General features: G+C 56.8%; 24 protein-coding genes. 16 read left to right on the forward strand and 8 right to left on the reverse strand.

The window, feature by feature from the left end:
- Positions 1–12: 12 nt before the first annotated feature.
- Positions 13–1,407, reverse strand: a complete 1,395-nt coding sequence (locus L0664_RS12715; RefSeq protein ID WP_235226265.1) for a helix-turn-helix domain-containing protein — start codon at positions 1,405–1,407, stop codon at positions 13–15.
- 54 nt (positions 1,408–1,461) lie between these two features.
- On the reverse strand, positions 1,462–2,676 hold the full coding sequence (locus L0664_RS12720; RefSeq protein ID WP_235226266.1) for a multidrug effflux MFS transporter: 1,215 nt from the start codon (positions 2,674–2,676) through the stop codon (positions 1,462–1,464).
- Positions 2,677–2,844: 168 nt separating this feature from the next.
- Here L0664_RS12720 and L0664_RS12725 point away from each other — a divergent pair, with 168 nt between their 5' ends.
- The 7 genes from L0664_RS12725 (at position 2,845) to L0664_RS12755 (ending at position 9,097) form a co-directional block, all read left to right on the forward strand.
- Positions 2,845–4,377, forward strand: a complete 1,533-nt coding sequence (locus L0664_RS12725; RefSeq protein WP_235226267.1) for an acyl-CoA carboxylase subunit beta — start codon at positions 2,845–2,847, stop codon at positions 4,375–4,377.
- A gap of 58 nt (positions 4,378–4,435) precedes the next feature.
- Positions 4,436–4,777 (forward strand): DUF6497 family protein, encoded by a 342-nt coding sequence (locus L0664_RS12730; RefSeq protein WP_235226268.1) that lies wholly within the window; start codon positions 4,436–4,438, stop codon positions 4,775–4,777.
- Positions 4,778–4,994: 217 nt separating this feature from the next.
- Positions 4,995–5,144, forward strand: a complete 150-nt coding sequence (locus tag L0664_RS12735) for a hypothetical protein (protein WP_235226269.1) — start codon at positions 4,995–4,997, stop codon at positions 5,142–5,144.
- 75 nt (positions 5,145–5,219) lie between these two features.
- Complete coding sequence (locus tag L0664_RS12740; RefSeq protein ID WP_235226624.1) at positions 5,220–5,591, forward strand: hypothetical protein; 372 nt, start codon at positions 5,220–5,222, stop codon at positions 5,589–5,591.
- Positions 5,592–5,826: 235 nt separating this feature from the next.
- A complete protein-coding gene (locus L0664_RS12745) occupies positions 5,827–6,234 on the forward strand; it encodes a hypothetical protein (RefSeq protein WP_235226270.1) in 408 nt (135 codons plus the stop codon).
- Positions 6,235–6,244: 10 nt separating this feature from the next.
- Positions 6,245–8,287, forward strand: a complete 2,043-nt coding sequence (locus tag L0664_RS12750) for an acetyl-CoA carboxylase biotin carboxylase subunit (RefSeq protein ID WP_235226271.1) — start codon at positions 6,245–6,247, stop codon at positions 8,285–8,287.
- 48 nt (positions 8,288–8,335) lie between these two features.
- Entirely contained in the window at positions 8,336–9,097 is a 762-nt protein-coding gene (locus L0664_RS12755; protein WP_235226272.1) for a hypothetical protein, read from the forward strand.
- A 4-nt stretch (positions 9,098–9,101) separates the two neighbouring features.
- On the opposite strand, the gene L0664_RS12760 is transcribed toward L0664_RS12755, so the two are convergent.
- Complete coding sequence (locus L0664_RS12760; protein ID WP_235226273.1) at positions 9,102–9,569, reverse strand: DUF4174 domain-containing protein; 468 nt, start codon at positions 9,567–9,569, stop codon at positions 9,102–9,104.
- 178 nt (positions 9,570–9,747) lie between these two features.
- Here L0664_RS12760 and L0664_RS12765 point away from each other — a divergent pair, with 178 nt between their 5' ends.
- Genes L0664_RS12765 through L0664_RS12795 form a run of 7 tightly spaced genes read left to right on the forward strand, consistent with a single transcriptional unit; the run spans position 9,748 to position 16,096 of the window.
- On the forward strand, positions 9,748–10,797 hold the full coding sequence (locus L0664_RS12765; RefSeq protein WP_235226274.1) for a hypothetical protein: 1,050 nt from the start codon (positions 9,748–9,750) through the stop codon (positions 10,795–10,797).
- On the forward strand, positions 10,769–12,910 hold the full coding sequence (scpA, locus tag L0664_RS12770; protein ID WP_235226275.1) for a methylmalonyl-CoA mutase: 2,142 nt from the start codon (positions 10,769–10,771) through the stop codon (positions 12,908–12,910). The genes L0664_RS12765 and scpA overlap by 29 nt, the downstream gene beginning before the upstream one ends.
- 4 nt (positions 12,911–12,914) lie before the next feature.
- A complete protein-coding gene (locus tag L0664_RS12775; protein WP_235226276.1) occupies positions 12,915–13,508 on the forward strand; it encodes a VOC family protein in 594 nt (197 codons plus the stop codon).
- A complete protein-coding gene (locus L0664_RS12780) occupies positions 13,508–13,981 on the forward strand; it encodes a GNAT family N-acetyltransferase (protein ID WP_235226625.1) in 474 nt (157 codons plus the stop codon). The genes L0664_RS12775 and L0664_RS12780 overlap by 1 nt, the downstream gene beginning before the upstream one ends.
- 31 nt (positions 13,982–14,012) lie before the next feature.
- The gene (locus L0664_RS12785) at positions 14,013–14,696 is read left to right on the forward strand and encodes a TerB family tellurite resistance protein (protein ID WP_235226277.1); all 684 of its coding nucleotides are present in this window, start codon (positions 14,013–14,015) and stop codon (positions 14,694–14,696) included.
- A complete protein-coding gene (locus L0664_RS12790) occupies positions 14,693–15,694 on the forward strand; it encodes an endonuclease/exonuclease/phosphatase family protein (RefSeq protein ID WP_235226278.1) in 1,002 nt (333 codons plus the stop codon). Before L0664_RS12785 ends, L0664_RS12790 begins: the two co-directional genes overlap by 4 nt.
- A 36-nt stretch (positions 15,695–15,730) precedes the next feature.
- Entirely contained in the window at positions 15,731–16,096 is a 366-nt protein-coding gene (locus L0664_RS12795; protein ID WP_235226279.1) for a hypothetical protein, read from the forward strand.
- Here the strand turns inward: L0664_RS12795 and L0664_RS12800 are convergent.
- The 5 genes from L0664_RS12800 to L0664_RS12820 all read right to left on the reverse strand — a co-directional run bounded on the left by L0664_RS12800 (position 16,093) and on the right by L0664_RS12820 (position 22,404).
- The gene (locus L0664_RS12800; protein ID WP_235226280.1) at positions 16,093–17,673 is read right to left on the reverse strand and encodes a Ppx/GppA family phosphatase; all 1,581 of its coding nucleotides are present in this window, start codon (positions 17,671–17,673) and stop codon (positions 16,093–16,095) included. The two genes, L0664_RS12795 and L0664_RS12800, sit on opposite strands and share 4 nt — an antisense overlap.
- 63 nt (positions 17,674–17,736) lie before the next feature.
- Complete coding sequence (locus tag L0664_RS12805) at positions 17,737–19,905, reverse strand: RNA degradosome polyphosphate kinase (protein WP_235226281.1); 2,169 nt, start codon at positions 19,903–19,905, stop codon at positions 17,737–17,739.
- Between the two features lie 42 nt (positions 19,906–19,947).
- A complete protein-coding gene (locus tag L0664_RS12810; protein WP_235226282.1) occupies positions 19,948–20,628 on the reverse strand; it encodes an HdaA/DnaA family protein in 681 nt (226 codons plus the stop codon).
- Position 20,629: 1 nt separating this feature from the next.
- The gene (locus tag L0664_RS12815) at positions 20,630–21,757 is read right to left on the reverse strand and encodes an AI-2E family transporter (RefSeq protein WP_235226283.1); all 1,128 of its coding nucleotides are present in this window, start codon (positions 21,755–21,757) and stop codon (positions 20,630–20,632) included.
- 134 nt (positions 21,758–21,891) lie between these two features.
- Entirely contained in the window at positions 21,892–22,404 is a 513-nt protein-coding gene (locus L0664_RS12820; protein WP_235226284.1) for a fasciclin domain-containing protein, read from the reverse strand.
- A gap of 184 nt (positions 22,405–22,588) precedes the next feature.
- Between L0664_RS12820 and proS the strand changes: the two genes are divergently transcribed.
- Both proS and L0664_RS12830 read left to right on the forward strand, forming a co-directional pair.
- The gene (gene proS, locus L0664_RS12825) at positions 22,589–23,938 is read left to right on the forward strand and encodes a proline--tRNA ligase (protein WP_235226285.1); all 1,350 of its coding nucleotides are present in this window, start codon (positions 22,589–22,591) and stop codon (positions 23,936–23,938) included.
- Positions 23,939–23,968: 30 nt separating this feature from the next.
- Positions 23,969–24,472: a hypothetical protein gene (locus L0664_RS12830; RefSeq protein WP_235226286.1), complete on the forward strand. Its 504-nt coding sequence runs from the start codon at positions 23,969–23,971 to the stop codon at positions 24,470–24,472.
- Positions 24,473–24,483: the final 11 nt, after the last annotated feature.

Genomic DNA, 24,483 nt, shown 5'->3' on the forward strand with positions numbered 1-24,483 from the left:
GACTGATCCCCCTCATTCTATTTGATACGGTAGCATGCCGCGTTCGTTCGGGTCCACGCGAAGTTGCCGTTCCAATGGTGGAACGGATCGGTGCGGGCACGCGCTGCGTTCACAGATGCGGCACGATATTCCGATGGGTTCGAATGCGGCCGCATCGCCTGTCATGAGGTGGTCTGCGTAGACGACGGCCGAGGCGTGTTTCACCTCACAGCCCAACCCGATTGCGTAGCGCCGTGTCGGTGTGCCCCAGGCACCACCCGGTTTGCTGACATCGCGGGCAAGGCAGAAATATCGAACGCCATCAGGGGTTTCCGCCAATTGGCGCAACCAACGGCCCGGTGTTTCAAACGCGCCATGGACGTTCCACAGCGGGCAGGCACCGCCAAAGCGCGCAAACTGCAAGGTCGTCGCAGAGTGACGCTTTGTGATTGTTCCGGCGGGATCAACGCGCACGAAAAAGAACGGAATTCCCTTTGCGCCGGGTCTTTGCAGGGTCGATAATCGGTGCGCGACCTGTTCGATTGATGCGCCGAATTTGTCGGCCAGCCGTTCAAGGTCATGGCGCGTGTCTTGGGCGGCAGACAGGAATTCGCCGTAGGGCATTAACGCCGCACCCGCGAAATAATTGGCCAAACCGACCTGTGCGATCGCGCGGGCCTGATCTGATTGGAACCGCGCCAGATCCAGCGTTGCGTCTAGTAGTTTTGCCTGTTTGATGAGCGCGACCTGCAACAGTAATTGGAATCTTTGCGTCGCGGGGGCGGCTTTTGCGGACAGGGTCAGAATTCGGGTTTCGGGGTCGTAGTGGCGAATTGACCCGTCATTGGACAACACAACGCGCACACCATTTTCGCCCAATACCCGCCGTGCGGCAGCATCAACGTCATTTTGGGCGTTTTGTGCAAATCTTTCCGCCGCACGATCCACAGCATCAATGTAATTGTCGCAATAGTGAAAGAAATCGCGGACCTCTTCCCAGGGGGACGCCTGCAATCGGCTGTCTTCGCGCCCCAATGCTTCGTCCAACGACGCGAGCCTTTCATGGGTCTGGCGATAGGCAGTGTGGAGGTCTAAAAACGCGCGGGCGAGGGCAGGGGCGTTTGATGCGGCGAGCCGGATATCGGCAAGCGGTGGAGTAGGCCCTGCGAAAATCGGGTCCGCCAGTGCTTCGCGCATATCGCCGACCAGCCGTGCCTCGTCGCCGGATTGAAGTTCGGTCACGTCAAAGCCAAATTCCTGGGCCAAGGACAACACGACCGTCGTCGACACGGGGCGATTGTTGTTTTCCATCTGGTTGAGGTAGGGCAGGGACACCCCCAATTTTTCGGCGAATGCCTTTTGCGTGCAGCCAACGCGCCCGCGCAATTCGCGCAGCTTCGCCCCTGCATAGAGTTTGTGCGGTGCCATCTGTTTCCCCTTTGCAAATCAGTTAATAGGCTTTGCAAAGTGTTGAGTCGAGGACTAGTCCTTGATCTGGTTGGCGCGGCGGATCACCCATAGGGCGCAGGCCACGGCGCACAGGGTCGTCAAAAGCATCAAGATAATCAGTGGGCGTGCACCAGTTCCGGGCCCAAGGATGAACCCCGCAATGACCGACAAAGCAGATCCGCCACCGATCATGAACGCGCCACCAAGCCCAGCCGCCGATCCGGCAAGGTCGGGACGGACAGACAGCATTCCGGCGTTGGCATTTGGCAAAAGAATACCATTCCCGAGGCCGATGAAGATCATAAATCCAAAGAAAACAATTGGATAGTGAAGCCCCGCGATGTCGAACACCAAGAGCAGGACCATTCCCAAGACCGTCAGCAGAGCGCCATACAGAACCATGCGATTGACGCCGATGCGCACAGAATAGCGGCCCGACAGACCATTCCCGACCATGTACCCGATGGCTGGTGCGCCGAAATACAGGCCCAGTTCGGCAGGTTCCATGCCGAACACGTCTGATCCGACAAAAGGCGCGCCGCCGAGGTAGGCAAAGAACGCGCCCGAGGCAAAGGCCGCAGCAAGGCAGTACCCCCAAAAACGCTGTGATGTCAGCAGCTTGGGGTATTCTTTGAACTGCGCGGAAAAGCCGCCTTCGCGTTTTTCAAAGGTTTCGCCTTGGTCGAAATACGTCATCAACCAAAGGATCGCCCCGCCGCCCGCAAGCAGCCAGAATGAGGCCTGCCAACCGAACGCTTCGTCCAGCACACCGCCAACTGCGGGGCCCAACATCGGAACGACGGACATCCCCATCGTGACGTAGCCGATCATGGATGCGGCTTGGGCTTGTGGCACCATATCGCGCACGATTGCGCGGCTGATGACAAATGCGGTCGCGATTGATGTTTGCAGCAAACGGCATATTAAAAAGGTTGTAAAATTAGGGGCATAGACGGCGCCTATGCTTGTCGCAATGAATATGGCAACGGTCACGAGCACGATCGGGCGGCGTCCGTACCGGTCTGAAATCGGGCCTATTGCGATTTGAACAAAGGCCGTCGTTGCAAGGTAAAGCGACACCGACAGCTGCATCAGGCTGTATTCAACGCCGAAATGTTCAGCCATCGATGGCAGGGACGGGAGGAACACGTTCAGCGACAGCGCGCCGATCCCGGCCATCAAGATCAGCGTGGCGATATGTGGTGGTGTTGTGCGGTCTAAGAACCGGATGGTCGGGGCTTTGGACATGGTCAACAGCTATCCCTGTCGGGCGGGGGCGTCCAACGAAATCGAACCAGACATTCGCAAGTTTGCAAAGCTTGATGGTTGTTAATGAACTACTTTGCAAATTTGCGAGAAGCCCATGGGATCATCCGTTGAATTGGGTTAGCTTATTCCAAACTTAGGGGGCAGATCATGACCGAAATCCTGAAAGAGCTTGAACGTCGACGCGAGGACGCGCGTCTTGGTGGCGGGCAAAAACGCATCGACTCGCAGCATGCCAAGGGCAAGCTGACCGCCCGCGAGCGGATTGAGCTGTTGTTGGATGAAGGAAGTTTTGAAGAATACGACACCTTTGTCACGCACCGTAGCGCGGATTTCGGCATGGAAAAAACCCGACCCGCAGGTGACGGTGTTGTAACTGGGTGGGGCACGGTCAATGGCCGACAAGTGTATGTTTACGCACAAGACTTCACGGTTCTGGGTGGGTCTGTTTCTGCGACGCATGCGGCCAAGATCGTCAAGATCATGGATATGGCGATGCAGAACGGTGCGCCAATTATCGGCATCAACGACAGTGGTGGCGCACGCATCCAGGAAGGTGTCGATAGCCTTGGTGGCTATGGCGACATTTTTCAGCGCAACATCATGGCGTCCGGTGTGGTGCCGCAAATCAGCCTGATCATGGGTCCGTGCGCGGGTGGTGCGGTGTATTCGCCGGCCATGACCGACTTCATCTTTATGGTAAAAGATTCTTCTTACATGTTTGTGACAGGCCCCGACGTGGTCAAGACCGTCACCAACGAAGTCGTCACGGCAGAAGAATTGGGCGGTGCCACGACCCACACGCGCAAATCATCCGTTGCGGATGGTGCGTTTGAAGATGACGTTCAGGCCATCGCAGAAGTCCGCCGTTTGATTGATTTCCTTCCGCTGAACAATCGCCAGAAGGCCCCAGTGCGTCCGTTTTTCGACGATGTCGCGCGGGTTGAACCGAGCCTGGATACATTGATCCCCGACAATCCCAACCAGCCCTACGATATGAAAGAGCTGATCCATAAGATTGCCGATGAAGGCGATTTTTACGAAATTCAGGCTGACTTTGCTGGTAATATGCTGACCGGATTTATCCGCCTCGAAGGGCAGACCGTGGGTGTTGTCGCCAATCAGCCGATGGTTTTGGCAGGGGTGTTGGACATTGACAGCGCGCGCAAGGCCGCGCGTTTTGTGCGGTTCTGTGATGCGTTCGAAATCCCGATCCTGTCACTGGTCGACGTTCCCGGCTTTCTGCCCGGTGTGACGCAGGAATATAACGGCGTGATCAAACACGGTGCAAAATTGTTGTTTGCCTATGGCGAAGCAACGGTGCCCAAAGTCACGGTGATCACGCGCAAAGCTTACGGTGGTGCCTATGTGGTCATGTCGTCCAAGCACCTGCGCGGGGACATCAATTATGCATGGCCAACAGCGGAAATCGCCGTGATGGGCGCCAAGGGTGCAACAGAGATTATCCATCGCGCCGATCTGGGCGACGCAGAAAAGACGGCGGCCCATACAAAGGACTACGAAGATCGGTTCGCCAACCCGTTTGTGGCCGCTGAACGCGGTTTCGTGGATGAGGTCATCATGCCTGGCTCAACGCGTAAACGTTTGTGCCGCGCCTTTGCGGGTTTGCGCGGAAAACAGGCGCAGATGCCGTGGAAAAAGCATGACAATATCCCACTTTAATCCAATGATGCAGGGGGGGGTGCTGGCCCCCATTTGTCTTATTGCAACCTTGACCGCATTGGGCGGTTCTGTTGCTGCGCAGGACATCCCCGTGCCGTCTGGGCAACCGCTCACGTTTCTTGAGTTTATCTCGGAGAATGACGGCGATCGGGTCCGGTTCCGGTTTCTTGCGCCCGACATCGGGACACGCTTGACCTACGCCGATGTCTTTGATGATTTTCAGGTTGTCTGTGATCAGCAGGTTATGCCCGTGCTGGCCGCGAACGCCCTGAGCCCGAGCCAGATCGTGTTGTCGATGTCGGCTGTGGATATCCCGTTCGGAGAAGACAATCCGGACGTTTTGCAATTCTTCGAGATTTTTCGACCTGAAAATGACCTCTGCATCTGGGAGGAATTCTGATGTATCCACAATATGTTGCGCTGCGAAGCTCATCCAAGACGTGTATTGTAGCGGCTGAGTCACAGGCGGATGCCGCGGTTTCCGGCTCGTATCTTTTCAACAAGATTAACGGTAGTTTTCCACAAGGTTACACCCAAGTGACCTACCCTCGAGAGGCGGGTGACAACCGGCGCAGTGCCGGCTGTTCCCGTGTGAAAAACAGAGACAGGAGACTAACATGTCTAAGAGCATCAAAAGCCTTTTTGCCGTTTCCCTGCTGGCCGTTATGGCAGCATGCGGTGCCAACAACGCAGGTGACGTTGAAGAATTCGTGGTCGTTGACCCGGTTCCAGTCACAATCGAGCCAACCTACTCCGGTAAGCTCTGATAATTGCATGGGGCAGGCGGCAACGCCTGTCCCACACCCCGCCACCCCAGCCGGAGGGTGTGCGTAATGCTTTACATGCCAAAGCACCGCGGCTTTCCGAGCCGCCTTCCGAGCACCGATTTCCAATTTACCATTCGCCAACCCGTCAAAAAGGGTTTGCCGCCCAAGCTGTTCCAACGGGAACGCTATGCGGATCGTCGTCCTGCGGACCGTCGTGCGGATGAAGGATTCATGTGGGCGCTGAAGGAACACTTCGGCGAGGAGCCGTTTGAACGTGGTAACCTTGACGCGGGGCGTTTGAATTTCCTGTTCGGCCGCGAAGTCATACCCGCCGAAGATCCCTTTGATCCCCAAGGGTACGAAGCCCTGCTTAAGCTTGATCTAAAACGTGTTGAGCAGTCTTTCCCCGATATTTTTCGCCCTGATTGGGCGCCTGGCCAGAACTGAGAGGGCGAGGAACATGCGCGGCTTTCGGCCTATCAAAATACAACTTTGGCGGGAAATGGCTCATTTTGGTGGCGCCGTGATCAATGGCGATGACAGCTGCAACCCCGTGTGCAAACCTTTGATTGTGGACGGGCCGTCCAGCAATCGGGCCGCTCTACATTGTCAATACCGTTACCCTTCCCCTCGTCGGTCTGGTCCCTTTGGGTCCAGGCCGACACCCTTATTTGCAAGGGCGATGGTGGATTTGAGCCATGTTTCGCGCAAGGCGCAAAAAATGCTTGTATTGCGTGGGCAAAGCGCGGAATCTGCGTCTGATAAAACCACGCAAATCTTAATGCAAAATAAGGGCAGTAAACTATGTTTAAATTCCGTCTTCTTCTCGCTGTTGGCGCCATTGCTTCGCTTTCCGCATGTCTGGACAACGATCTTGAGCGCGGCCTTGCCGGTGCTGGCGTTGGCGCAGTTATCGCAACTTCCACAGGTGGCGACGCTGTCACGGGTGCCATTGTTGGTGGCGCGGCCGGCGCGCTTTGCGACGAAGTCACAACCATCTGCCGCTAAGGCAAACACGCCCTTTTTCGGGGCACGATTTCAATTTGACCGCCGTTCAGGATTCCTCCTGAGCGGCGGTTTTGCATTCTGAAGGGCTGACTATGTTCAACAAAATCCTGATCGCCAACCGTGGTGAGATTGCCTGCCGCGTTATTAAGACAGCCCGCAAGATGGGGATCAAGACGGTGGCTGTGTATTCAGACGCGGACCGCAACGCGCTACATGTGTCTATGGCGGATGAAGCGTATCACATCGGCCCGCCCCCCGCGAACCAGTCCTACATCGTGATCGACAAGATCATGGAAGCCATCAAAGCAACCGGCGCAGAGGCGGTGCACCCCGGCTACGGGTTCTTGTCAGAGAACGCCAAATTTGCAGAGGCCTTGGCCGCCGCGGGCGTTGCGTTTATTGGGCCGCCAAAGGGTGCGATTGAAAAGATGGGCGATAAAATCACGTCCAAGAAAATCGCCCAAGACGCCAATGTGTCTACCGTCCCCGGGCATATGGGGCTGATTGAAGACGCCGAAGAAGCGGTGAAGATTTCCAACGAGATCGGCTATCCGGTGATGATCAAAGCATCTGCTGGTGGCGGCGGTAAAGGGATGCGGATTGCGTGGGACGACGACGGCGCGCGCGAAGGGTTCCAATCCTCGAAGAACGAAGCGGCCAATTCGTTTGGCGATGACCGGATTTTCATTGAAAAATTCGTCACCCAGCCGCGTCACATCGAAATTCAGGTGCTGTGCGACACCCACGGCAACGGCATTTATCTGGGTGAGCGGGAATGTAGCATTCAGCGCCGCCAGCAAAAGGTGATCGAAGAAGCGCCAAGCCCGTTTCTGGATGAGGCCACCCGCAAAGCCATGGGGGAGCAGTCGGTCGCATTGGCAAAAGCAGTTGATTATGCGTCTGCGGGCACGGTGGAATTTATCGTCGACGGGGACCGGAATTTCTATTTCCTTGAGATGAACACCCGTTTGCAGGTGGAACACCCTGTGACAGAGCTGATCACAGGTGTTGATCTGGTCGAACAGATGATCCGCGTGGCCTACGGCGAAAAGCTGTCGATGGCGCAGGATGATGTGACCCTGACGGGCTGGGCCATGGAAAGCCGCCTGTATGCAGAAGACCCCTATCGCGGCTTCCTTCCGTCAATTGGCCGCCTGACAACTTACCGCCCCCCGATGGAGGTCGCTGCAGGTCCGTTGGTGACCAACGGTAAATGGCAGGGCGACGCTGCGACAGGCACGCATGCGGTGCGCAATGATACGGGCGTGTATGACGGGGGCGAAATTTCGATGTATTACGACCCGATGATCGCCAAGCTGTGCACATGGGCCCCGACCCGCAGCGAGGCGATCGAAGAAATGCGCGTTGCCTTGGACAGTTTCGAGGTCGAGGGGATCGGCCATAACATCCCGTTCCTGTCTGCGGTCTATGACCACGAAAAATTCACATCCGGCAACATGACAACGGCCTTCATCGAAGAAGAATTCCCGGACGGGTTTGACGGTGTTGATCTCCCGACAGAGACATTGAACGTGATCGGTGCCGCGGCGGTTGCCATGTACCGCGTGTGCGAAATTCGCCGTGCAAAGATTTCCGGCCGGATGGACAACCATGAACGCAAAGTGGGCGAAGACTGGGTTGTGACGCTGGATGATCACGCGTTGAACGCCCATGTGTCCGCCGACAAACAGGGTGCCACCGTGGCCATTGATGGCGCTGAGTACCGCGTTGAAAGCGAATGGACCCCGGGCCAGCCTTTGGCAAAGTTGACTGTAAACGGCGCGCCGCTGGTGATGAAGGTCGCGCAGATTTCGGCGGGCTTTAACGTCCGTTATCGCGGGGCGGAAATGAAGGTGCGCGTGCGCACGCCGCGTCAGGCGGAGCTGGCCAAGTTAATGCCTGTGAAACTTCCGCCCGATACGTCCAAGATGCTGCTGTGCCCGATGCCCGGTTTGATCGTGAAACTGGATGTAAAGGTGGGCGACGAAGTGCAGGACGGCCAAGCGTTGTGCACGGTGGAAGCTATGAAGATGGAAAACATCCTGCGGGCTGAGAAGAAGGCCGTCGTGACAAAGATCAATGCAGCGGCGGGTGACAGCCTGTCGGTGGATGATGTGATTATGGAGTTCGAGTAACCTTTGGACCTCGTCCTACATATCGGCGCTCATCGCACGGGATCGACCATGGTCGAACGCACAATCACGGCAACGATTGCGGCGCATCCTGACTGTGGTGTCGCGATGTGGGCTCCGCGTCGGCTGCGCGATATGTCGGGGTTCCAGATGACCGCGCAGCGCCTTGACGATGATCTTGTGCCTGTCGACAAAAAGGCGGCGGTGGCGCTGGATCGCCTTGCGTCCGAGATTGCGCACGACGTGGCGCAGGAACGCGCGCGCGGCGTCAAAACCCTGATCATGTCCGAAGAAAACCTGATGGGCGGGATGCGCAACAATTTTCGCACGAAACGGTTTTACCCGCAGGTGGTGCGCAGGCTCGCCGCGTTCGACAGCATTTTGCCGACGTCACCGAAAACGGTGGCCTTGGGTGTGCGGGACTACGGCGCGGTGTGGACATCCGCCTTTCATTACTTGCCACAGGCAGGGCAGGCGGCCCCACCGGTTGATACCATCCGCCCAGTGTTGCTTGATGATAAACGCGGCTGGCCGGACGTGGTTGAGGACGTGGGCGCCGTTTGGGCGGACGCAGATATTCTCATGTGGCGTCAGGAAGATCTTGGCACCAACACACGCGAGATTTGTGCGGCGCTGTCGGGCCTCGACGATGATATGATCGTCGTGCCTGACGGCAAAATCAACGCCCGCAAAGACGACACGCCCCGCCCGACAGTATTTTCGGACGATGAGAAAAAACACCTGAGCCAACGCTACAAACGCCACATGCGCCGCCTGAGCGACGTGCCGAGCGTGCGCTGGGCGGTGACGTGATGACCTACGGGAGCGCGCGCCTGTCTTCGACTTCTTGTTCGCGCAGCGGCATTTTGTCGATGGAACGGGTGATTTCACGCACGTCCCAAGGCGCGGGTTTGCGCAATTCGATCTGCCCGTCTTTGCCGATCAGCACCATCATAAACCCGCGCGGGCGCAACCGCAGCCGCAGATCACTGCGCGCATCGGGATCGGTGTCTGTCAAAATGACGACATCGCGGTCCGCCAGATCATCCGGGCGGGCGGCCAAAAGCTCCATTTGTTGGCGGAATCGCGGATCGTTTGGAGTGTCTGCAAACACGACAACGGGGCGCGCGAGCCAGATAAAATCATCTATATCTAGCGAAGTTGCATCAAATGCGACGGATCTGTCGACTTCCCATGCCTCAACGGGGCTAAGGGTTTCTACGTCTTGGGCGGTGGCAACTGTGGCGGCCAAACCCCAAGAAACTAAAGCTAAAATACGGATCATGTCTGTCCCCTTCTCCCCTGATATAGGGGGTCTTGTCGAAAAGGCTAAGGCCTTACGTTTCACTAACCACAACATTTTTACCGTTAACCCTATCGTTAGTTTAACGCGCCATTGCCCTGATCAAAGCCAGCGAAGCGTGAATGCGCCAGCGGGCATTGATCGAAGGGGGCATGGTCCGTTGGATATTTTACTACATTTGGGTGCACATCGCTGCGCGTCGACGACGTTTCAATCTTATCTGTGGAACAACCGCACCAAATTAGCCAAGCAAGGTCTGACGTGTTGGACACCCAAACGGACCCGCGATGGATTGCTGTGCGGCCTTGTGCGCCATCCCGCGCTGATTTCGATCAAGGATGAACGCAACGCGATCAGGTCCATCGGGCGGATGCGGGTGGAAATGGCGCGTCTGCGCAACGGCGGGCAAAAGGCGTTGCTGATCTCTGAGGAAAATATCCTTGGCTCGATGCGCAACAACATCCTCGATACACGGCTCTATTCGTTGCTGCGCGAACGCCTGATGCGGTTTCAGCCCGCGTTTGAGGGGCAAAAGCTGACGGTGGCGTTGTCGATCCGCAGCTACGAGGATTATTGGGCGTCCTGCCTTGTTAATCTCGTGGCGCGGGGTGGTGTTTTGCCCAGCGTAGATTTACTCGATTTTTTGACGACCCAACCACGACGATGGCGCGCGATGATCCGTGATATTGCAGCGGCGTTCCCCCAAGCGGATATTGTCGTTTGGCCGTTTGAACGTATGGCAGACCATCCCGAGGCCCAACTGCGGGCGATGTGGCCACAGGATTTCAAGGGCCTTGAAAACGGCGATCTCTGGCGCAATCGCGGTGCTGATCTGATGCGATTGAACACAATTTTGGCCATGCGCGGTGAACGTCCGGTCAAAGACGGCCCGATAGAAGCGGGAACGCGGTGGATGCCGTTTGATGAAGACCAGCGTAACGTCCTGCGCGCCGAATACCGCCGTGATTTAACGTGGCTGGCATCGGGTGCAGAAGGGCTGGCGCGGTATGTCGATGGTCGCCACGGCCCGACGCCAGATGATACAAGTGGCGTCCACATGTTGGCGCACGGAATTAAGAACGAGATTGGCAGTGGGCGATCAACGTCTGCGCCGCACCCTGACAGGGCTGATGTGACACGCACCGCGCAACACGCGGCGGTGCTTTTCGGAGGACATAACGATGGTAGACAAAAAGGCGGGGCCACATAGCGCGTGGTCCGAACGGGCGCAGGCTGAACTGCGCGGCAGGCCTCTTGCGGATTTGACGTGGAAGACAATCGAAGGCATCGATGTCCAACCCGTTTATGGCGCGGATGACCTCGAAGGTGTTGATCATCTTGGCACGATGCCGGGTGAAGCACCATTTACGCGTGGTGTGAAATCAACGATGTATGCGGGCCGGCCGTGGACGATCCGCCAGTATGCAGGATTCTCAACCGCTGAGGAATCCAACGCGTTTTATCGCAAAGCACTTGCTGCAGGGCAGCAGGGCGTGTCGGTCGCTTTCGATCTGGCGACGCACCGCGGCTATGACAGCGACCATCCCCGTGTTGTTGGCGATGTCGGCAAAGCGGGCGTCGCGATTGACAGTGTCGAGGACATGAAGGTTCTGTTCGACGGTATTCCGCTCGATAAAGTCAGTGTTTCCATGACGATGAACGGCGCTGTCATTCCGATTCTTGCGAATTTTATCGTGGCTGGCGAAGAACAGGGCCATGACCGGGCGGTTCTGTCTGGCACGATCCAGAACGATATTCTCAAGGAATTTATGGTGCGCAACACCTATATCTATCCGCCGGAACCGTCGATGCAGATCATTGCGGACATCATTGAATACACCGCCGATCACATGCCGAAGTTCAATTCCATTTCGATTTCCGGCTATCACATGCAAGAAGCGGGCGCGAATTTGGTGCAGGAACTGGCGTTTACGCTGGCGGATGGGCGCGAATATGTACGCACCGCAATTGCACGTGGCATGGACGTTGATGCGTTTGCGCCGCGCCTTTCCTTTTTCTTTGCCATTGGCATGAACTTTTTCATGGAGGCCGCAAAATTGCGCGCCGCGCGTCTGTTGTGGTCGCGCATTATGGCGGAGTTTGAACCCAAGTCTGAAAAATCCAGCATGCTGCGCACCCATTGCCAGACTTCGGGCGTGTCTTTGCAAGAACAAGACCCCTACAACAATGTCGTGCGCACGGCGTATGAAGCGATGGCGGCTGTGCTGGGCGGCACGCAATCCCTGCACACCAACGCGCTGGACGAAGCGATTGCTTTGCCCACCGAATTTGCAGCCCGCATCGCGCGCAATACCCAATTGATTTTGCAAGAAGAAACCGGCGTAACTAATGTCGTCGATCCGTTGGCGGGGTCATATTACGTTGAAAAACTCACCGCGGATCTGGCGGATGAGGCTTGGAAAATTATCCAAGAGGTCGAAGAAATGGGCGGCATGACCAAGGCCGTCGCGTCCGGCATGCCGAAACTGCGGATTGAGGAATCCGCAGCCAAACGCCAAGCGATGATTGACCGCGGGAGCGAGGTCATAGTTGGCGTGAACAAGTACCGTTTGGACAAAGAAGACCCGATCGACATCCTGAATATCGACAATGACAAAGTGCGGATCGGGCAGGTGGCAGGCCTCAAGAAAATCCGCGAAACGCGGGATCAGGCGGCCTGTGATGCGGCGTTGACCGAAGTGGAACGGCGCGCCAATGAAGGCGGTAACCTATTGGAAGCGGCTGTCGAAGCCGCGCGTCACCGTGCATCTGTGGGGGAAATCAGCATGGCAATGGAAAACGTATTTGGTCGCCACCGCGCCGAGGTCAAAACCCTCGCTGGGGTGTATGGCGCGGCCTATGAAGGCGACGAAGGCTTCGCTGCAATCCAGAAAGATGTAGAAGATTTCGCAGAAGCCGAAGGCCGACGACCCCGTATGCTGGTTGTTAAAATGGGCCAGGACGGGCATGACCGTGGCGCAAAGGTGATCGCGACGGCCTTTGCCGATATCGGGTTTGATGTCGACGTCGGCCCGTTGTTTCAAACACCCGAAGAAGCGGCGCAAGATGCGGTGGATAACGACGTTCATGTGATCGGAATTTCATCGCAGGCCGCGGGGCACAAGACACTGGCACCGAAGTTGATCGAGGCGCTTCGTGCTGCAGATGCGGACGATATTTTGGTGATTTGCGGCGGCGTTATTCCACAGCAAGACTATGATTTCTTGAAGAAATCTGGCGTGAAGGCAATTTTTGGTCCCGGGACCAACATTCCCGACGCGGCGCGGGATATCTTGCGGTTGATCCGGGCAACCAAGGGGTAGCGCAATGCGGTTGGATCATTTGGCGATCGGTGCTGAAACGCTTGAAGATGGAGTGGCATGGGCGCAGGAAAAACTGGGCGTGACTTTCCTTGGCGGCGGGAAACATGCGCGGTTTGGAACGCACAATCGGTTGCTGGGCCTTGCGGATGAATTGTATCTGGAGGTCATTGCCGTTGACCCTGACGCGAAAAGCGAGGGGCCACGGTGGTTCGGGCTGGATACGTTTTCAGGCCCGCCGCGATTGGTGAACTGGATTTGTGAGCCTGTCGATTTTGAACCGACATTGCGCCACGGCATGCAAAGCGTTGCGATGCAGCGCAATGATTTACGCTGGGATATGGGCGCGCCGGCAGACGGGAGCCTGCCCTTGGGCGGCGCGTATCCGACGGTCTTGCGATGGCATACCGACACCCCGCCCGGGCGCAGTTTGCCGACATCCGGCGTTGCGTTGCGATCACTTACAATTGCGCACCCGCAGGCCGAAGAAATCAGGGATGAATTGCCAGATCTGTCCGATCCACGCATTCAGTTCGAAACCGCATCAAACGTGACATTGCAGGCAACTTTTGACACCCCGAAAGGGAGGGTAACGCTTTGATCATCCGGGACGCGGTATTGGCAGACGCAGCGGACATCGCCGCATTTTGGAACCCACAAATTCTGGGATCGGTCGTGACATTCAACTCGATCGTCAAAACCGCAGCTGACGTCGCTGCAATAATCGCTGCACGGCCTTGTTTCTTGGTGGTCGAGATTGATGGCGCTGTCGTTGGATTTGCCACCTACGATCAATTTCGCGGAGGCATAGGCTACCAACACACGATGGAGCACACCATTATCCTTGCGCCTGCATCACAAGGGCAGGGCGCGGGTCAGGAATTGATGCAGGCTGTGATGGCGCATGCCCGCGCGGCGGATGTGCATTCGCTTTGGGCGGGCGTCAGCGCGGAAAACGCGGGCGGTGTCGCGTTTCATGAAAAGCTCGGGTTTGAACATGTTGCGGTGCTGCCCGAGGTCGGGCGCAAATTCGGTCGTTGGATGGATCTTGTGTTGATGCAAAAACGGCTCTGACATCGGCGCGAAGTTTGGGTAAGATCGCCGCATGTCGATTTGGACCCGTATCACTGACGCATTGTCGTCCCTCACATCCGGCGAAAGCCTGTCTGATGTTTTTGCAAACTTGCGCACGCCGCCCGAAAGGTCGGTTGCCTTTGCCATTGCGGTGATTGCGCTTGGGGCGAAGATGGCGAAGGCGGACGGACAAGTAACCAAAGACGAAGTTGCGGCCTTCCGCGAGGTGTTCACAATCCCCGCGGGTGAAGAAAAAAACGCGGGCCGCCTGTTTAATCTTGCCCGCAAGGACGTCGCCGGGTTTGAGGATTACGCCCATAAAATCAAGGCGATGTACGGTGATGATACGGCGGCACCCCTATGCGATTTGATGGAAGGGCTGTTTCATATCGCGCTGGCCGACGGGCATTATCACCCCAATGAGGATGCGTTTTTGCGCCGTGTCGCGGATATTTTTGGCCTTGGCGATCTGCGTTTCAAACGGTTGCGGGCGCAGTTTGTGCCGGATGCCGAACGTGATCCTTATGATGTTTTGGGCGTTGCCGCTGGCGCGCCGATGGCCGAGGTGCGCAAGGCATGGCGGCAATTGGTACGCGACACCCATCCTGATCAGATGATCGCCCGTGGCGTGCCCGAAGAGGCCGTGAAAATGGCTGAAAAGCGCATGATCGCCATCAACCGCGCTTGGGAAGACATCAACGAGAAAGCCGCGTGAAAATCGCGACCTACAATGTCGAATGGTTTTCAAATCTGTTCAACAATGACGGTGATCTAATCGACGATGACAGCTGGTCAGGGCGTTGGAACGTCACCCGCGCGCAGCAAACGGCGGCCTTGGGGGCTGTGTTTCAGGCCATGGATGCGGACGGGATCATGGTGGTTGAGGGACCGGACAGCCATGCAAAGCGCGACGGGACCAGCGCGCTTGAGGTGTTCGCCGCGCGGTTTGGTCTTCGTGCACGCGAAGCCATCATCGGCTATGTCAATGAAACACAACAGGAAATTCTGTTCCTGTATGATCCGGATGTGCTGAGCGTGCGCCATGATCCAAACGACATCGGCGCACCGCGGTTTGATCAAACGATGGACATGGATCTGGATGTCGATGCCAAGCCCGAGGCGATCCGCTGGTCAAAACCCCCGCTTGAACTTGAGGTCACGCACACATCCGGCGCGGTGTTTCGCCTGATCGGGGTGCATGCCAAATCCAAGGCGCCACACGGTGCACGCAACGACGCCGAGGTCATGCGCATTTCAATCGCCAACCGCCGCAAACAATTGGCCCAGTGCATTTGGCTGCGCCGCCGCGTGGAAGCGCATTTGAAGATTGGCGAAAGCGTGATCGTCATGGGTGATTTTAACGACGGTCCGGGTTTGGATGAATACGAAAAACTGTTCGGGCGGTCCGGTGTTGAAATTGTGCTTGGCGAAGGCGAGGGGGCACAGCTGTTTGACCCCCATGCGCGGATGGCTTTGGCGCAGCGGATTGGGGCGCGGCCTGTGACGGCACGGTTTAAGTTACGGGGTGAGGGGCGATATCTTTCAGCGTTGCTCGACTATATCATGGTGTCGCAGGATGTGCGGGGCATGGGGGCGGATTGGACGATTTTGCATCCCTTTGATCACGCCGAATGTTTTGACGACAAAGACCTGCGCGCGGCGCTTCTTGCGGCGTCAGATCATTTCCCTGTGGTGCTTGATCTCGCGCTTTGACTTGGGATTGGTCGCCATCGGCCCTATATTGGGGGTATGAAACATCTTATTTTGATTGCTTGCCTTGCCCTTCCGCTGCCCGCCGTTGCCCAAGATGAGGGCGATGTCGAAGAGGGTTTTTCGCTGATTGAGGAAGGCGCAAAGCTGTTGTTTCGTGGGATCATAACCGGAATGGAACCCGCGATTGACGATTTTGCCGGGCTTGCGCAAGACTTGGAACCCGCGCTTGATCTTTTGGCCACTGAAATGGGCCCCGCCTTGATGGAATTGATGCAAACACTTGATTCAATTCGCTATTACGAGCGCCCGGAAATCTTGCCGAATGGCGATATTATCATCCGGCGCAGCCCTGACGCGCCAGAGTACGCCCCGCGCGAAGCACCGGGCGTCATCGACCTTTAGTCTGTTTCGGCATCCGGTTTTGTGCGCCGCGCGCCTTTGACACGCACGATCCCTTCGACGCCCAAGGCCGCGGCCAGCGCATCAAATCTGGCTTGTGCGACTTCGCCGAACAGGGGGGATGCGGCTTCTTTTAAGATCAGTTCAAGCGTGCCGGACTTGGCCGAATACTTAAGAGATCCGGGCTGTTCATCCGCCTTGATCCACAACATGGCGCCCAATCGCATGGCTTTACCAAGGACTTCGGCACTGCGTTGATCTTGCGGTGCGGCCAGTCCGAACACGGGTTCAAACCGTGATCCTTCGCGTTTGTTGGAATAGCGGTGCAGCAGCGCAATGCCGAGGAACACGCGCTCGGAGTGTTTTAGCCCGCCCAAATTTGCACGGGTCGCATTATCAAAAACAACCTCGTGGCGGTAATCGGGGTGGGCGCGCCAGCTGACGTCATGCAAAAGGCAGGCCGCCTTGATGATGCGTTTTCGCTGGGCTGTCGCACGGCCAAAAAGGGGCATCACAAAATCATACAAAGTACGCCCGAAACCGGGCAGTCGGGCATCTTTGACTTCGGCGAAACGACAGGCTTCGATCAATGGATCACGTTCGCGCAGTTCGGTCGGCATTTGTTCATACAGCATTCCTTCGCGAATACCGTAACTGGAAATAGTGATATCCTTTGGTTTGAACCGCGCCACGACTTCACGCAGGACATGGACGGCGTAGGGCACCAGCGCCATGCGGCTGTCCGAAATGCCGCATCGGCCGCGCAACTCCTGAAGGTCATTTTCTTCGATGTATTTCAGTGTCTTGGCAACGCGGCGTGGCGTCATCCGATATTCGTGAAGAACGGTTAGGGGATAACCGCGCCGTTCCATATCGATGCGTGCGATGGCGCGCCATGACCCGCCGACCAGAAACAAGCGCTTGCCGGTTTCCTTGCCCATCTGGCCAAATAAATCTGCGACGGTTTCTTTGATAAACGCGCGGCGTTTCTTTTTACTTTTGATTTCGCGCAGTTTGAGCGGCCCCAACGCAGAGGTCACGCGCCGGCCCACGCGGCCCTCAAACAGGTCGGCCAATTCTAAGGATGAACCACCAATATCACAGACCAAACCGTAGCTGCCGGGCCAGCCCAATAGGACACCTTGTGCAGAGAGGCGGGCCTCTTCTTGCCCGTCGATCACCCAGATTTTCAGGCCGGTTTCGCGCAACACATCGGCGCGAAAATCTGCCCCGTCCTCGGCTTCGCGCACGGCGGCTGTGGCAACGGCTGTCAGCGGCCCGATGCCGAGACCCTTTGCAAGGGCGACGAAGCGGCGGATCGCGGACAATGCGCGCACGCGGCCCTGTGGGTTCAACATGCCGGTTTCGGCCATGCCTGCGCCCAGCCCCGCCATGATTTTTTCATTGTAAAAGTAGGCGGGGGATCGCGCCGCGCCGTCAAAAATCACCAAACGGACAGAGTTTGATCCGACATCGATAACGCCCACACGCGACAGCCCACGCGCTTTTGCGTCTTCAAACAGCGGGCGTCCAAAGGGCCCCCAATCGGGTGCGTTATCGGTGGTCTTTTGTCCGTCCATGGCATCCCCCATCGGTTGTTTGGACCATGATCAACGCTCAGATTCGAGTCAATGAATTGGCGATTAATCTTCGGTGTGGGTCAGTTGGGGTACATCGCTGGCGCCCGCCGATCCGCGCCCGGACAGCGATGGGTTTTCCATGAAAAAGCGGTGGCAATTGAACGCGAAGGTGCCTTCTTGGACGTCGGCGCGGGTGAAACCGCCGTCAGGCCCCATGATCCAGCTTTGCGCGACGTCCGCAAGATTTGCCGCCATGATCTGGCTGACAATCTGGGCTTTGACGGTGTTGTTGTTCACTTCGACCAGTGTTTCGACCCGCCGGTTCAGGTTGCGCCCCATCCAATCCGCGCTTGAGAAAAACACACGCGATTTTTTGGCCGGAAGCCCGTGACCATTGCCGAAACATACAATTCGTGAATGTTCCAAGAACCGCCCAACGATTGATTTCACACGGATATTGTCGCTGAGCCCCTTCACGCCGGGGCGCAGTCCGCAAATACCACGAATGATAAGGCTGATTTTCACACCCGCCTGCGACGCGACGTACAGTGCATCAATCACATCGGCCTCAACGAGGCTGTTCATTTTGGCCCAGATTTCTGCGGGCTTGCCGTTGCGTGCGTGTTCTGCCTCAGCCGCGATCATCTCAAGCAGTTTGGATTTCAACGAAATCGGGGAAATTGAAAGGTTTTCAAGGTTGTCGGGTTGCACGTAGCCAGACAGATAATTGAACACTTTGGTCGCATCCCGCCCAAGTGCGGCATCGCATGTGAAGAACGACAGATCGGTGTAGATGCGCGCTGTGATCGGGTGATAATTACCCGTGCCGTAGTGCGTATAGGTCACCAATTGGTCGCCTTCGCGCCGCACCACAGTGCTGATTTTGGCGTGGGTTTTTAGATCAAGAAACCCGTAAACCACGTGTGCGCCTGCACGTTCCAAGCGGCGCGATTGGCGGATGTTGGCGGCCTCATCAAAGCGCGCCTTGAGTTCAACCAAGGCGGTGACGGATTTGCCGTCCTCGGCTGCCTCACATAGCGCCTCGACGATGGGGGATCGTTTGGACGTGCGATAAAGTGTCTGTTTGATCGCCACCACGTCCGGGTCCAATGCGGCCTGTTTCAAGAACCGCACGACCATATCAAACGTCTCATAGGGGTGGTGCAACAGCATGTCTTTTTGACGGATGGCCGCGAACATATCGCCTTCGTGGTCTTGCACCCGTTCGGGAACGCGCGGCGCGAACGTGGGCCACAATAAATCTGCACGCGCATCAAGGACCAGTTCCTTGACGTCGGCCATACCAATAACGCCATTGATTTCAACAACTTCAGCGTCGGTCACGTGAAGTTCGTTCATGATCAATTTACGCAGGCCTTTAGGGGCGTCTGATGAAATGCGCATTGAAACGACCTCACCGCGGCGGCGGCGTTTCAGGGCGGTTTCAAATTCACGCACGAGGTCTTCTGCCTCGTCCTCAACCTCAAGATCGCTGTCGCGCAGAAGGCGGAAGGCGCAGGACCCTTTGACTTTGTAGCCCGGGAACAATCCATCAAGGTTGTCCATCAGCAGTTCTTCGAGGGGGAGGAACCGATGCCCATTTTCGGTCGGGCAGGGGATGTAGCGGTCAATCTGGGCGGGCACGGGCAGCAGGGCGCGCAGGGCGCGTTTGTCTTTGGTGCGTTCCAGTTCAAGCGCGAGAGCGAAGCCTTCGTTGGGCAAAAACGGGAAAGGGTGCGCGGGGTCAATCGCCAGCGGGGACAGCACCGGAAAGACCTGATTGAAAAACACGTTCTTAAGATAGGTACGATCAGATTTGGACAGATCATCGCGCGTCAAAAGCGTGATGTCCGCCTCCTCCATCTCTGTGCGCAGGCTGGTAAACACGCGCTGTTGGCTGGCCAAAAGGTTGCGCGCATCCATGTCGATCAGCGCGAGCTGTTCGGTCGGGGTTAACCCGTCAATGGAAGGCCCGCCGTTGCCTTCGCGGGCCAATTCGCGCAATCCGGCCACGCGAACGGTGTAGAATTCATCAAGGTTCGTGGCCGAAATAGAAAGGAACCGCAGGCGTTCAAGCAGGGGCACGCGCGGATTTTCCGCCTCTTCCAGCACGCGCCAATTGAAGCCCAGCCAGCTGAGTTCACGGTTAAAGAACCGCGATGGGCCTGACATATCCCCGTCGGGTTCTTGGGCCTCGGGAAAGTCGGCGGACAGAAAATCTGCGAATGTCATCAGTGCGTTGTGCCATTGCTGTGTAACAGGAAGGTGTCACTATCACCCATTCGGGGGGGCTGAGTCCAGCAGGCTGTCAAGAACCGCGCGCACAAACGGACGGGTGAGGGGTTTGGATTGCGCCAGCGCTTCGCGATCGAGCGTTTCGACGGCCTTGCGAATGGCATCAAACGTGCGGGGCAGGTGGCGTTGCAAATAGGTGATGGCGTCCGGTGTGGGGGCCAGCTGTCGATCTGCGAAGTGTTTTAGCAGCACTGCCATCAGCAATGGATCGTCCGGGTTTTCGATTGTCACAGTTGTTGCGGCGGCCAAACGACTGGCCAGATCGGGCAGGGTGATATTCCAGCGGGCGGGCGGTGTTTGCCCGGTCAGCAACAACGGCAATCCATTGGTGCGCAGGTGGTTGTGCGCATGAAACAGCCATTCTTGTGCGACCACCGGCATGTCTTCGCCGTCTTCGATAACGATGGCGGTGTCAGGCATCGGCGCGTTTGTGACCAATGTTTTCGCCGCAAGAACGCGTGCGGTGTTGGCCGTGACAAACAGCCGTGCCAAATGGGTTTTGCCAGACCCTGCGGGACCGACCAATGCAAGTTTCCCATCGGGCCACGCAGCGGGCGCGCTGACCATGGCATAGGCCTGTTCATTGGCCTGCGAGACAAAGAAATCTTCGGGGCCAAGGCGCACATTTGCGGGCAGATCAAAGGCCAGTTGGCGTGACATCCTAGCTGTCTTTTCCGATATGGCCCTTATAAAGCTGGCCGGATTTATATTCTGAGATCAAGAACCGCGCGACGACGCCAATGATCGCGGCCACAGGCACGGCCACCAACATCCCCACAAAACCAAACAGGCTGCCAAAAACGGACAGCGCAAAAATGAGCCAGACCGGATGCAAGCCGACGGAATTACCGACAAGGTTCGGCGTTAGGATATTGCCCTCAAAAAACTGGCCGAAGGCAAAGATCGCGGCGACAATGCCGATGCGCAGCCAATTGATGCCTTGGCTTACAGTTTCACCATCTACCATCACGTCACTGCCCCACCACTGGAACAAGGCAAGCCCAATCGCAAGGACACCGCCAACCAGCGCGCCGACGTATGGAATAAACGAAATCAGCCCGGCGATCAGCCCGACAATCAGACCGAAATTCAACCCCGCCAGCATCAACGCGACGCCGTAATAGGTGCCAAGGATCAAACACACCGTGCCTTGCCCGCGGATAAACGACGCCAGCGTGTTGTCGATTTGGCGGCCTAAACTGCGGACGGTTTCCTGATGGTCGCGGGGCAAAAGATCGTCGATTTGGGCGACCATGCGATCCCAATCCATCAGCATATAAAAGGTAACAACAGGCACAATCACGACCAGAACCACCACGTTTACAACGCCTTGCGCCGAACTTAGCAGTGCAGAAACCAGATCCCCGCCGCGCGCCTGAATGGCCTGACCCATACTCGTGAGCTGTTCCTTGAGGAAAGATCCTTCTAGATCGAGAGCAGGGAAACGGCCCTGAAGCCATCCTTTCAGGCTTTCCCACGTGCTTGGTAGATCCTGAAAAATCTGCCCGATCTGGCTGATCAAATCGCCCAATTGCCCGATCAGCGTCGGGACAACGAGCAGAAACATCAAAATGAAAATGAACACCCCCGACAGGGTGATCAGGACCGTGGACATGATCCGGCTGAGGCCCCATTTTTCAAGCCGGTCCGCGACAGGATCAAGGCAATAGGCCACCGCGCCGCCCAAGATAAACGGGGTCAGAACATTGCCAAGCGCCCACAGCAAGAAAACGAAGACGGCTGTGGCGATGCCCCAGTACTGGAATTGCTTTTGTGAAGGGAGGGCCATGGCTGCTTTCCGGTTGTTCCCTACTTATTTGGCGCAGCGCCCCGCAGTTTGCAACAAGAAGGCCCCGCGCACGTGGTGCACGGGGCCTGAATTACGCTGCAACTGAACGGAAGCGGCGTGAGTGGTGGTCTTTATTAGTGGCACGCTGGGCGTGTGCCTGGCAGCAGAACTTTGTCGATCACGTGGATCACGCCGTTGTCTGCTTCGATGTTGGCCACGACGACTGTCGCCATTTCGCCTGTACCGTCAGCGATTGTTACGCCACCGTTTGCGGATGTGATGCACAGGCGCTCGGATTCATTGATCGGCTTGAAATAGTTGGACCCGGCCGGAAAATCGCCTGCCATCAGTACGCGGTCATCCACGTGGTACAACAGAATGTCTGTCAGCTGGCCTTTGTTTTCTTCCTGAAGAAGCGTTTCAACGGTGCCTTCTGGCAGGGCCGCGAAGGCATCGTTCAAGGGGGCGTAGACAGTGAAGTTACCCGGACCCGCAAGCGTATCTGCAAGGCCCGCTGCAGTGACGGCGGCCACAAGGGTCGTGAAACGCTCATCGCCAGCGGCGATTTCGGTGATGGACGCGGCAGATGCGGCAGAGCCTGCAACGGCAAGTGTGGCAGCAGCGGCGAAAGTGCGAAGGTTCTTCATTGTCTTAATCCCTAATGTTGTTGGTTTGTGATAAGGGATACGGGGCGACATTGCCTTTGGGTCACTTGTCTAACGACCCTGTGATTGATGGTAATGATTGATCCAAAAGGCTTCGTTGCGCGTGCGTCTTGCGGATGCGTGGGCGTCTGATAAACCTCCACCAACCCTATTTGAAAGTGATCCCATGCGCCTTAGCCGCTATTTCCTGCCCGTCCTCAAAGAGAGCCCCCGCGACGCGACAATCGTCAGCCACCAGTACATGCTGCGCGCCGGGATGATCAAACAATCCAGCGCGGGCATCTATTCGTGGTTGCCGCTGGGGTTCAAAGTTCTGAAGCGGATCGAACAGATCGTGCATGAAGAACAGGAACGCGCAGGGCACGTGGCGATGTTGATGCCGACCATTCAATCGGCGGACCTGTGGCGTGAAAGCGGGCGCTATGATGACTACGGCGACGAAATGCTGCGCATCACGGATCGCAACAAGAACGATTTGCTGTATGGCCCCACAAACGAAGAACTGATCACCGATATTTTCCGCAGCCACGTGGCAAGCTATAAATCGCTGCCGCTGACGCTTTATCATATTCAGTGGAAATTCCGCGATGAACGCCGCCCCCGGTTCGGGGTTATGCGGGGCCGCGAATTTTATATGAAAGACGGCTACAACTTTGATCTGACCAAAGAAGACGCGCTGCACGCGTATAACCGCCATCTTGTGTCCTACCTGCGCACGTATGAACGTATGGGCCTTCAGGCGATCCCGATGCGTGCGGATGGTGGCCCGATTGGCGGCGATTACACGCACGAATTTCTGGTGTTGGCCGAAACGGGCGAATCCGAGGTGTTCTACGACAGCGCAGTGACGGACCTGACATTTGGCGACCGCGCGATTGATTATGACGACGTGGCGCAATGCGAGGCGGTGTTGGAAGAATTCACCACCAAATACGCGCGCACAGATGAAACCCACGATGAATCGCTGTTTGCGGATGTCCCGGCGGACCGTCAGCGCACCGCGCGCGGCATCGAAGTGGGCCAGATCTTCTATTTTGGCACCAAGTATTCAGAAGCCATGGGCGCGAAGGTGCAAGGGCCAGACGGGAAACCAACGCCTGTACATATGGGCAGCCACGGCATCGGTGTGTCACGCCTTCTGGGCGCGATCATTGAGGCGTCGCACGACGACAAAGGCATCATCTGGCCCGAAGGCGTCACGCCGTTCCACGTAGGAATCGTGAACCTGAAACAGGGCGACGATGAGGCCGATGCGGCGTGTCAGTCGCTTTATGACCAGCTTGCGGCACACGGGCTTGAGGCGCTTTATGACGACCGCGATGAACGGGCAGGGGCCAAATTCAGCACCATGGATTTGATCGGTCTGCCATGGCGCATCACGGTCGGCCCGCGCGGGTTGAAAAACGGTGTCGTGGAACTGACATCGCGCAGAACGGGTGAAAGCGAAGAACTGGCACCAGAGGCGGCGATTGCGAAGGTCGCTGAAATTTACGCGAAACACGGCATCGGTAAATGATCAAACCGGGGGGGCGAAATTCTCCGAAAGGTGATTTTCGGCCTCCCGACCCAAAAGCCAGACCAGCCCGAAGACAGCGCCGTTGTTGGGATCGTCCTTGATCTGCCACCAGATTTCATTTCAGTGCGCAACCCAAAGCCTGAGCCTGAAAAGTCAATGTATCAGCCCGCGATCGTGTCTGAGTTTGAAACGGCAGACGGAGCAGTCAACCTGCGCATCATCACTGAGCATGACAACGATAGGCTGGACATTCACCGAAATGATGCGCGCACAAAACTGCGAGAAAGCGGTGCTGATATTTTCTACACCCAATTCAAGGATGATTGGTATTCCAAGGGCGGCGTGCTGAGCGATGGACGTTCGATACATCAAACCAGCCGCAGCTTTCCGTCCACGGGTACAAAGGTTGTCATTGTGACCGCACTCCTTTCGTTTGATGATGCCAATGACGTGCGCGCGACATCGCTTATCCGCTCTCTGGGGGGCAGGTTGACCCTCTCGGGGGAGTTGACGTCTTTATCATTCGCCCGTTAGGTGAGCAAAAC

The organism is Octadecabacter dasysiphoniae (genome assembly GCF_021532615.1).
Lineage (GTDB): Bacteria > Pseudomonadota > Alphaproteobacteria > Rhodobacterales > Rhodobacteraceae > Octadecabacter > Octadecabacter dasysiphoniae.

What these genes read in the sequence shown, in the direction of transcription:
- L0664_RS12715 (WP_235226265.1), bottom strand. Translation starts at nt 1,407, where the DNA reads ATGGCACCGCACAAACTCTATGCAGGGGCGAAGCTGCGCGAATTGCGC.
- L0664_RS12720 (WP_235226266.1), bottom strand. Translation starts at nt 2,676, where the DNA reads ATGTCCAAAGCCCCGACCATCCGGTTCTTAGACCGCACAACACCACCA.
- L0664_RS12725 (WP_235226267.1), top strand. Translation starts at nt 2,845, where the DNA reads ATGACCGAAATCCTGAAAGAGCTTGAACGTCGACGCGAGGACGCGCGT.
- L0664_RS12735 (WP_235226269.1), top strand. Translation starts at nt 4,995, where the DNA reads ATGTCTAAGAGCATCAAAAGCCTTTTTGCCGTTTCCCTGCTGGCCGTT.
- L0664_RS12740 (WP_235226624.1), top strand. Translation starts at nt 5,220, where the DNA reads ATGCCAAAGCACCGCGGCTTTCCGAGCCGCCTTCCGAGCACCGATTTC.
- L0664_RS12745 (WP_235226270.1), top strand. Translation starts at nt 5,827, where the DNA reads ATGGTGGATTTGAGCCATGTTTCGCGCAAGGCGCAAAAAATGCTTGTA.
- L0664_RS12750 (WP_235226271.1), top strand. Translation starts at nt 6,245, where the DNA reads ATGTTCAACAAAATCCTGATCGCCAACCGTGGTGAGATTGCCTGCCGC.
- L0664_RS12755 (WP_235226272.1), top strand. Translation starts at nt 8,336, where the DNA reads ATGGTCGAACGCACAATCACGGCAACGATTGCGGCGCATCCTGACTGT.
- L0664_RS12760 (WP_235226273.1), bottom strand. Translation starts at nt 9,569, where the DNA reads ATGATCCGTATTTTAGCTTTAGTTTCTTGGGGTTTGGCCGCCACAGTT.
- scpA (WP_235226275.1), top strand. Translation starts at nt 10,769, where the DNA reads ATGGTAGACAAAAAGGCGGGGCCACATAGCGCGTGGTCCGAACGGGCG.
- L0664_RS12775 (WP_235226276.1), top strand. Translation starts at nt 12,915, where the DNA reads ATGCGGTTGGATCATTTGGCGATCGGTGCTGAAACGCTTGAAGATGGA.
- L0664_RS12785 (WP_235226277.1), top strand. Translation starts at nt 14,013, where the DNA reads ATGTCGATTTGGACCCGTATCACTGACGCATTGTCGTCCCTCACATCC.
- L0664_RS12795 (WP_235226279.1), top strand. Translation starts at nt 15,731, where the DNA reads ATGAAACATCTTATTTTGATTGCTTGCCTTGCCCTTCCGCTGCCCGCC.
- L0664_RS12800 (WP_235226280.1), bottom strand. Translation starts at nt 17,673, where the DNA reads ATGGACGGACAAAAGACCACCGATAACGCACCCGATTGGGGGCCCTTT.
- L0664_RS12805 (WP_235226281.1), bottom strand. Translation starts at nt 19,905, where the DNA reads ATGACATTCGCAGATTTTCTGTCCGCCGACTTTCCCGAGGCCCAAGAA.
- L0664_RS12810 (WP_235226282.1), bottom strand. Translation starts at nt 20,628, where the DNA reads ATGTCACGCCAACTGGCCTTTGATCTGCCCGCAAATGTGCGCCTTGGC.
- L0664_RS12815 (WP_235226283.1), bottom strand. Translation starts at nt 21,757, where the DNA reads ATGGCCCTCCCTTCACAAAAGCAATTCCAGTACTGGGGCATCGCCACA.
- L0664_RS12820 (WP_235226284.1), bottom strand. Translation starts at nt 22,404, where the DNA reads ATGAAGAACCTTCGCACTTTCGCCGCTGCTGCCACACTTGCCGTTGCA.
- proS (WP_235226285.1), top strand. Translation starts at nt 22,589, where the DNA reads ATGCGCCTTAGCCGCTATTTCCTGCCCGTCCTCAAAGAGAGCCCCCGC.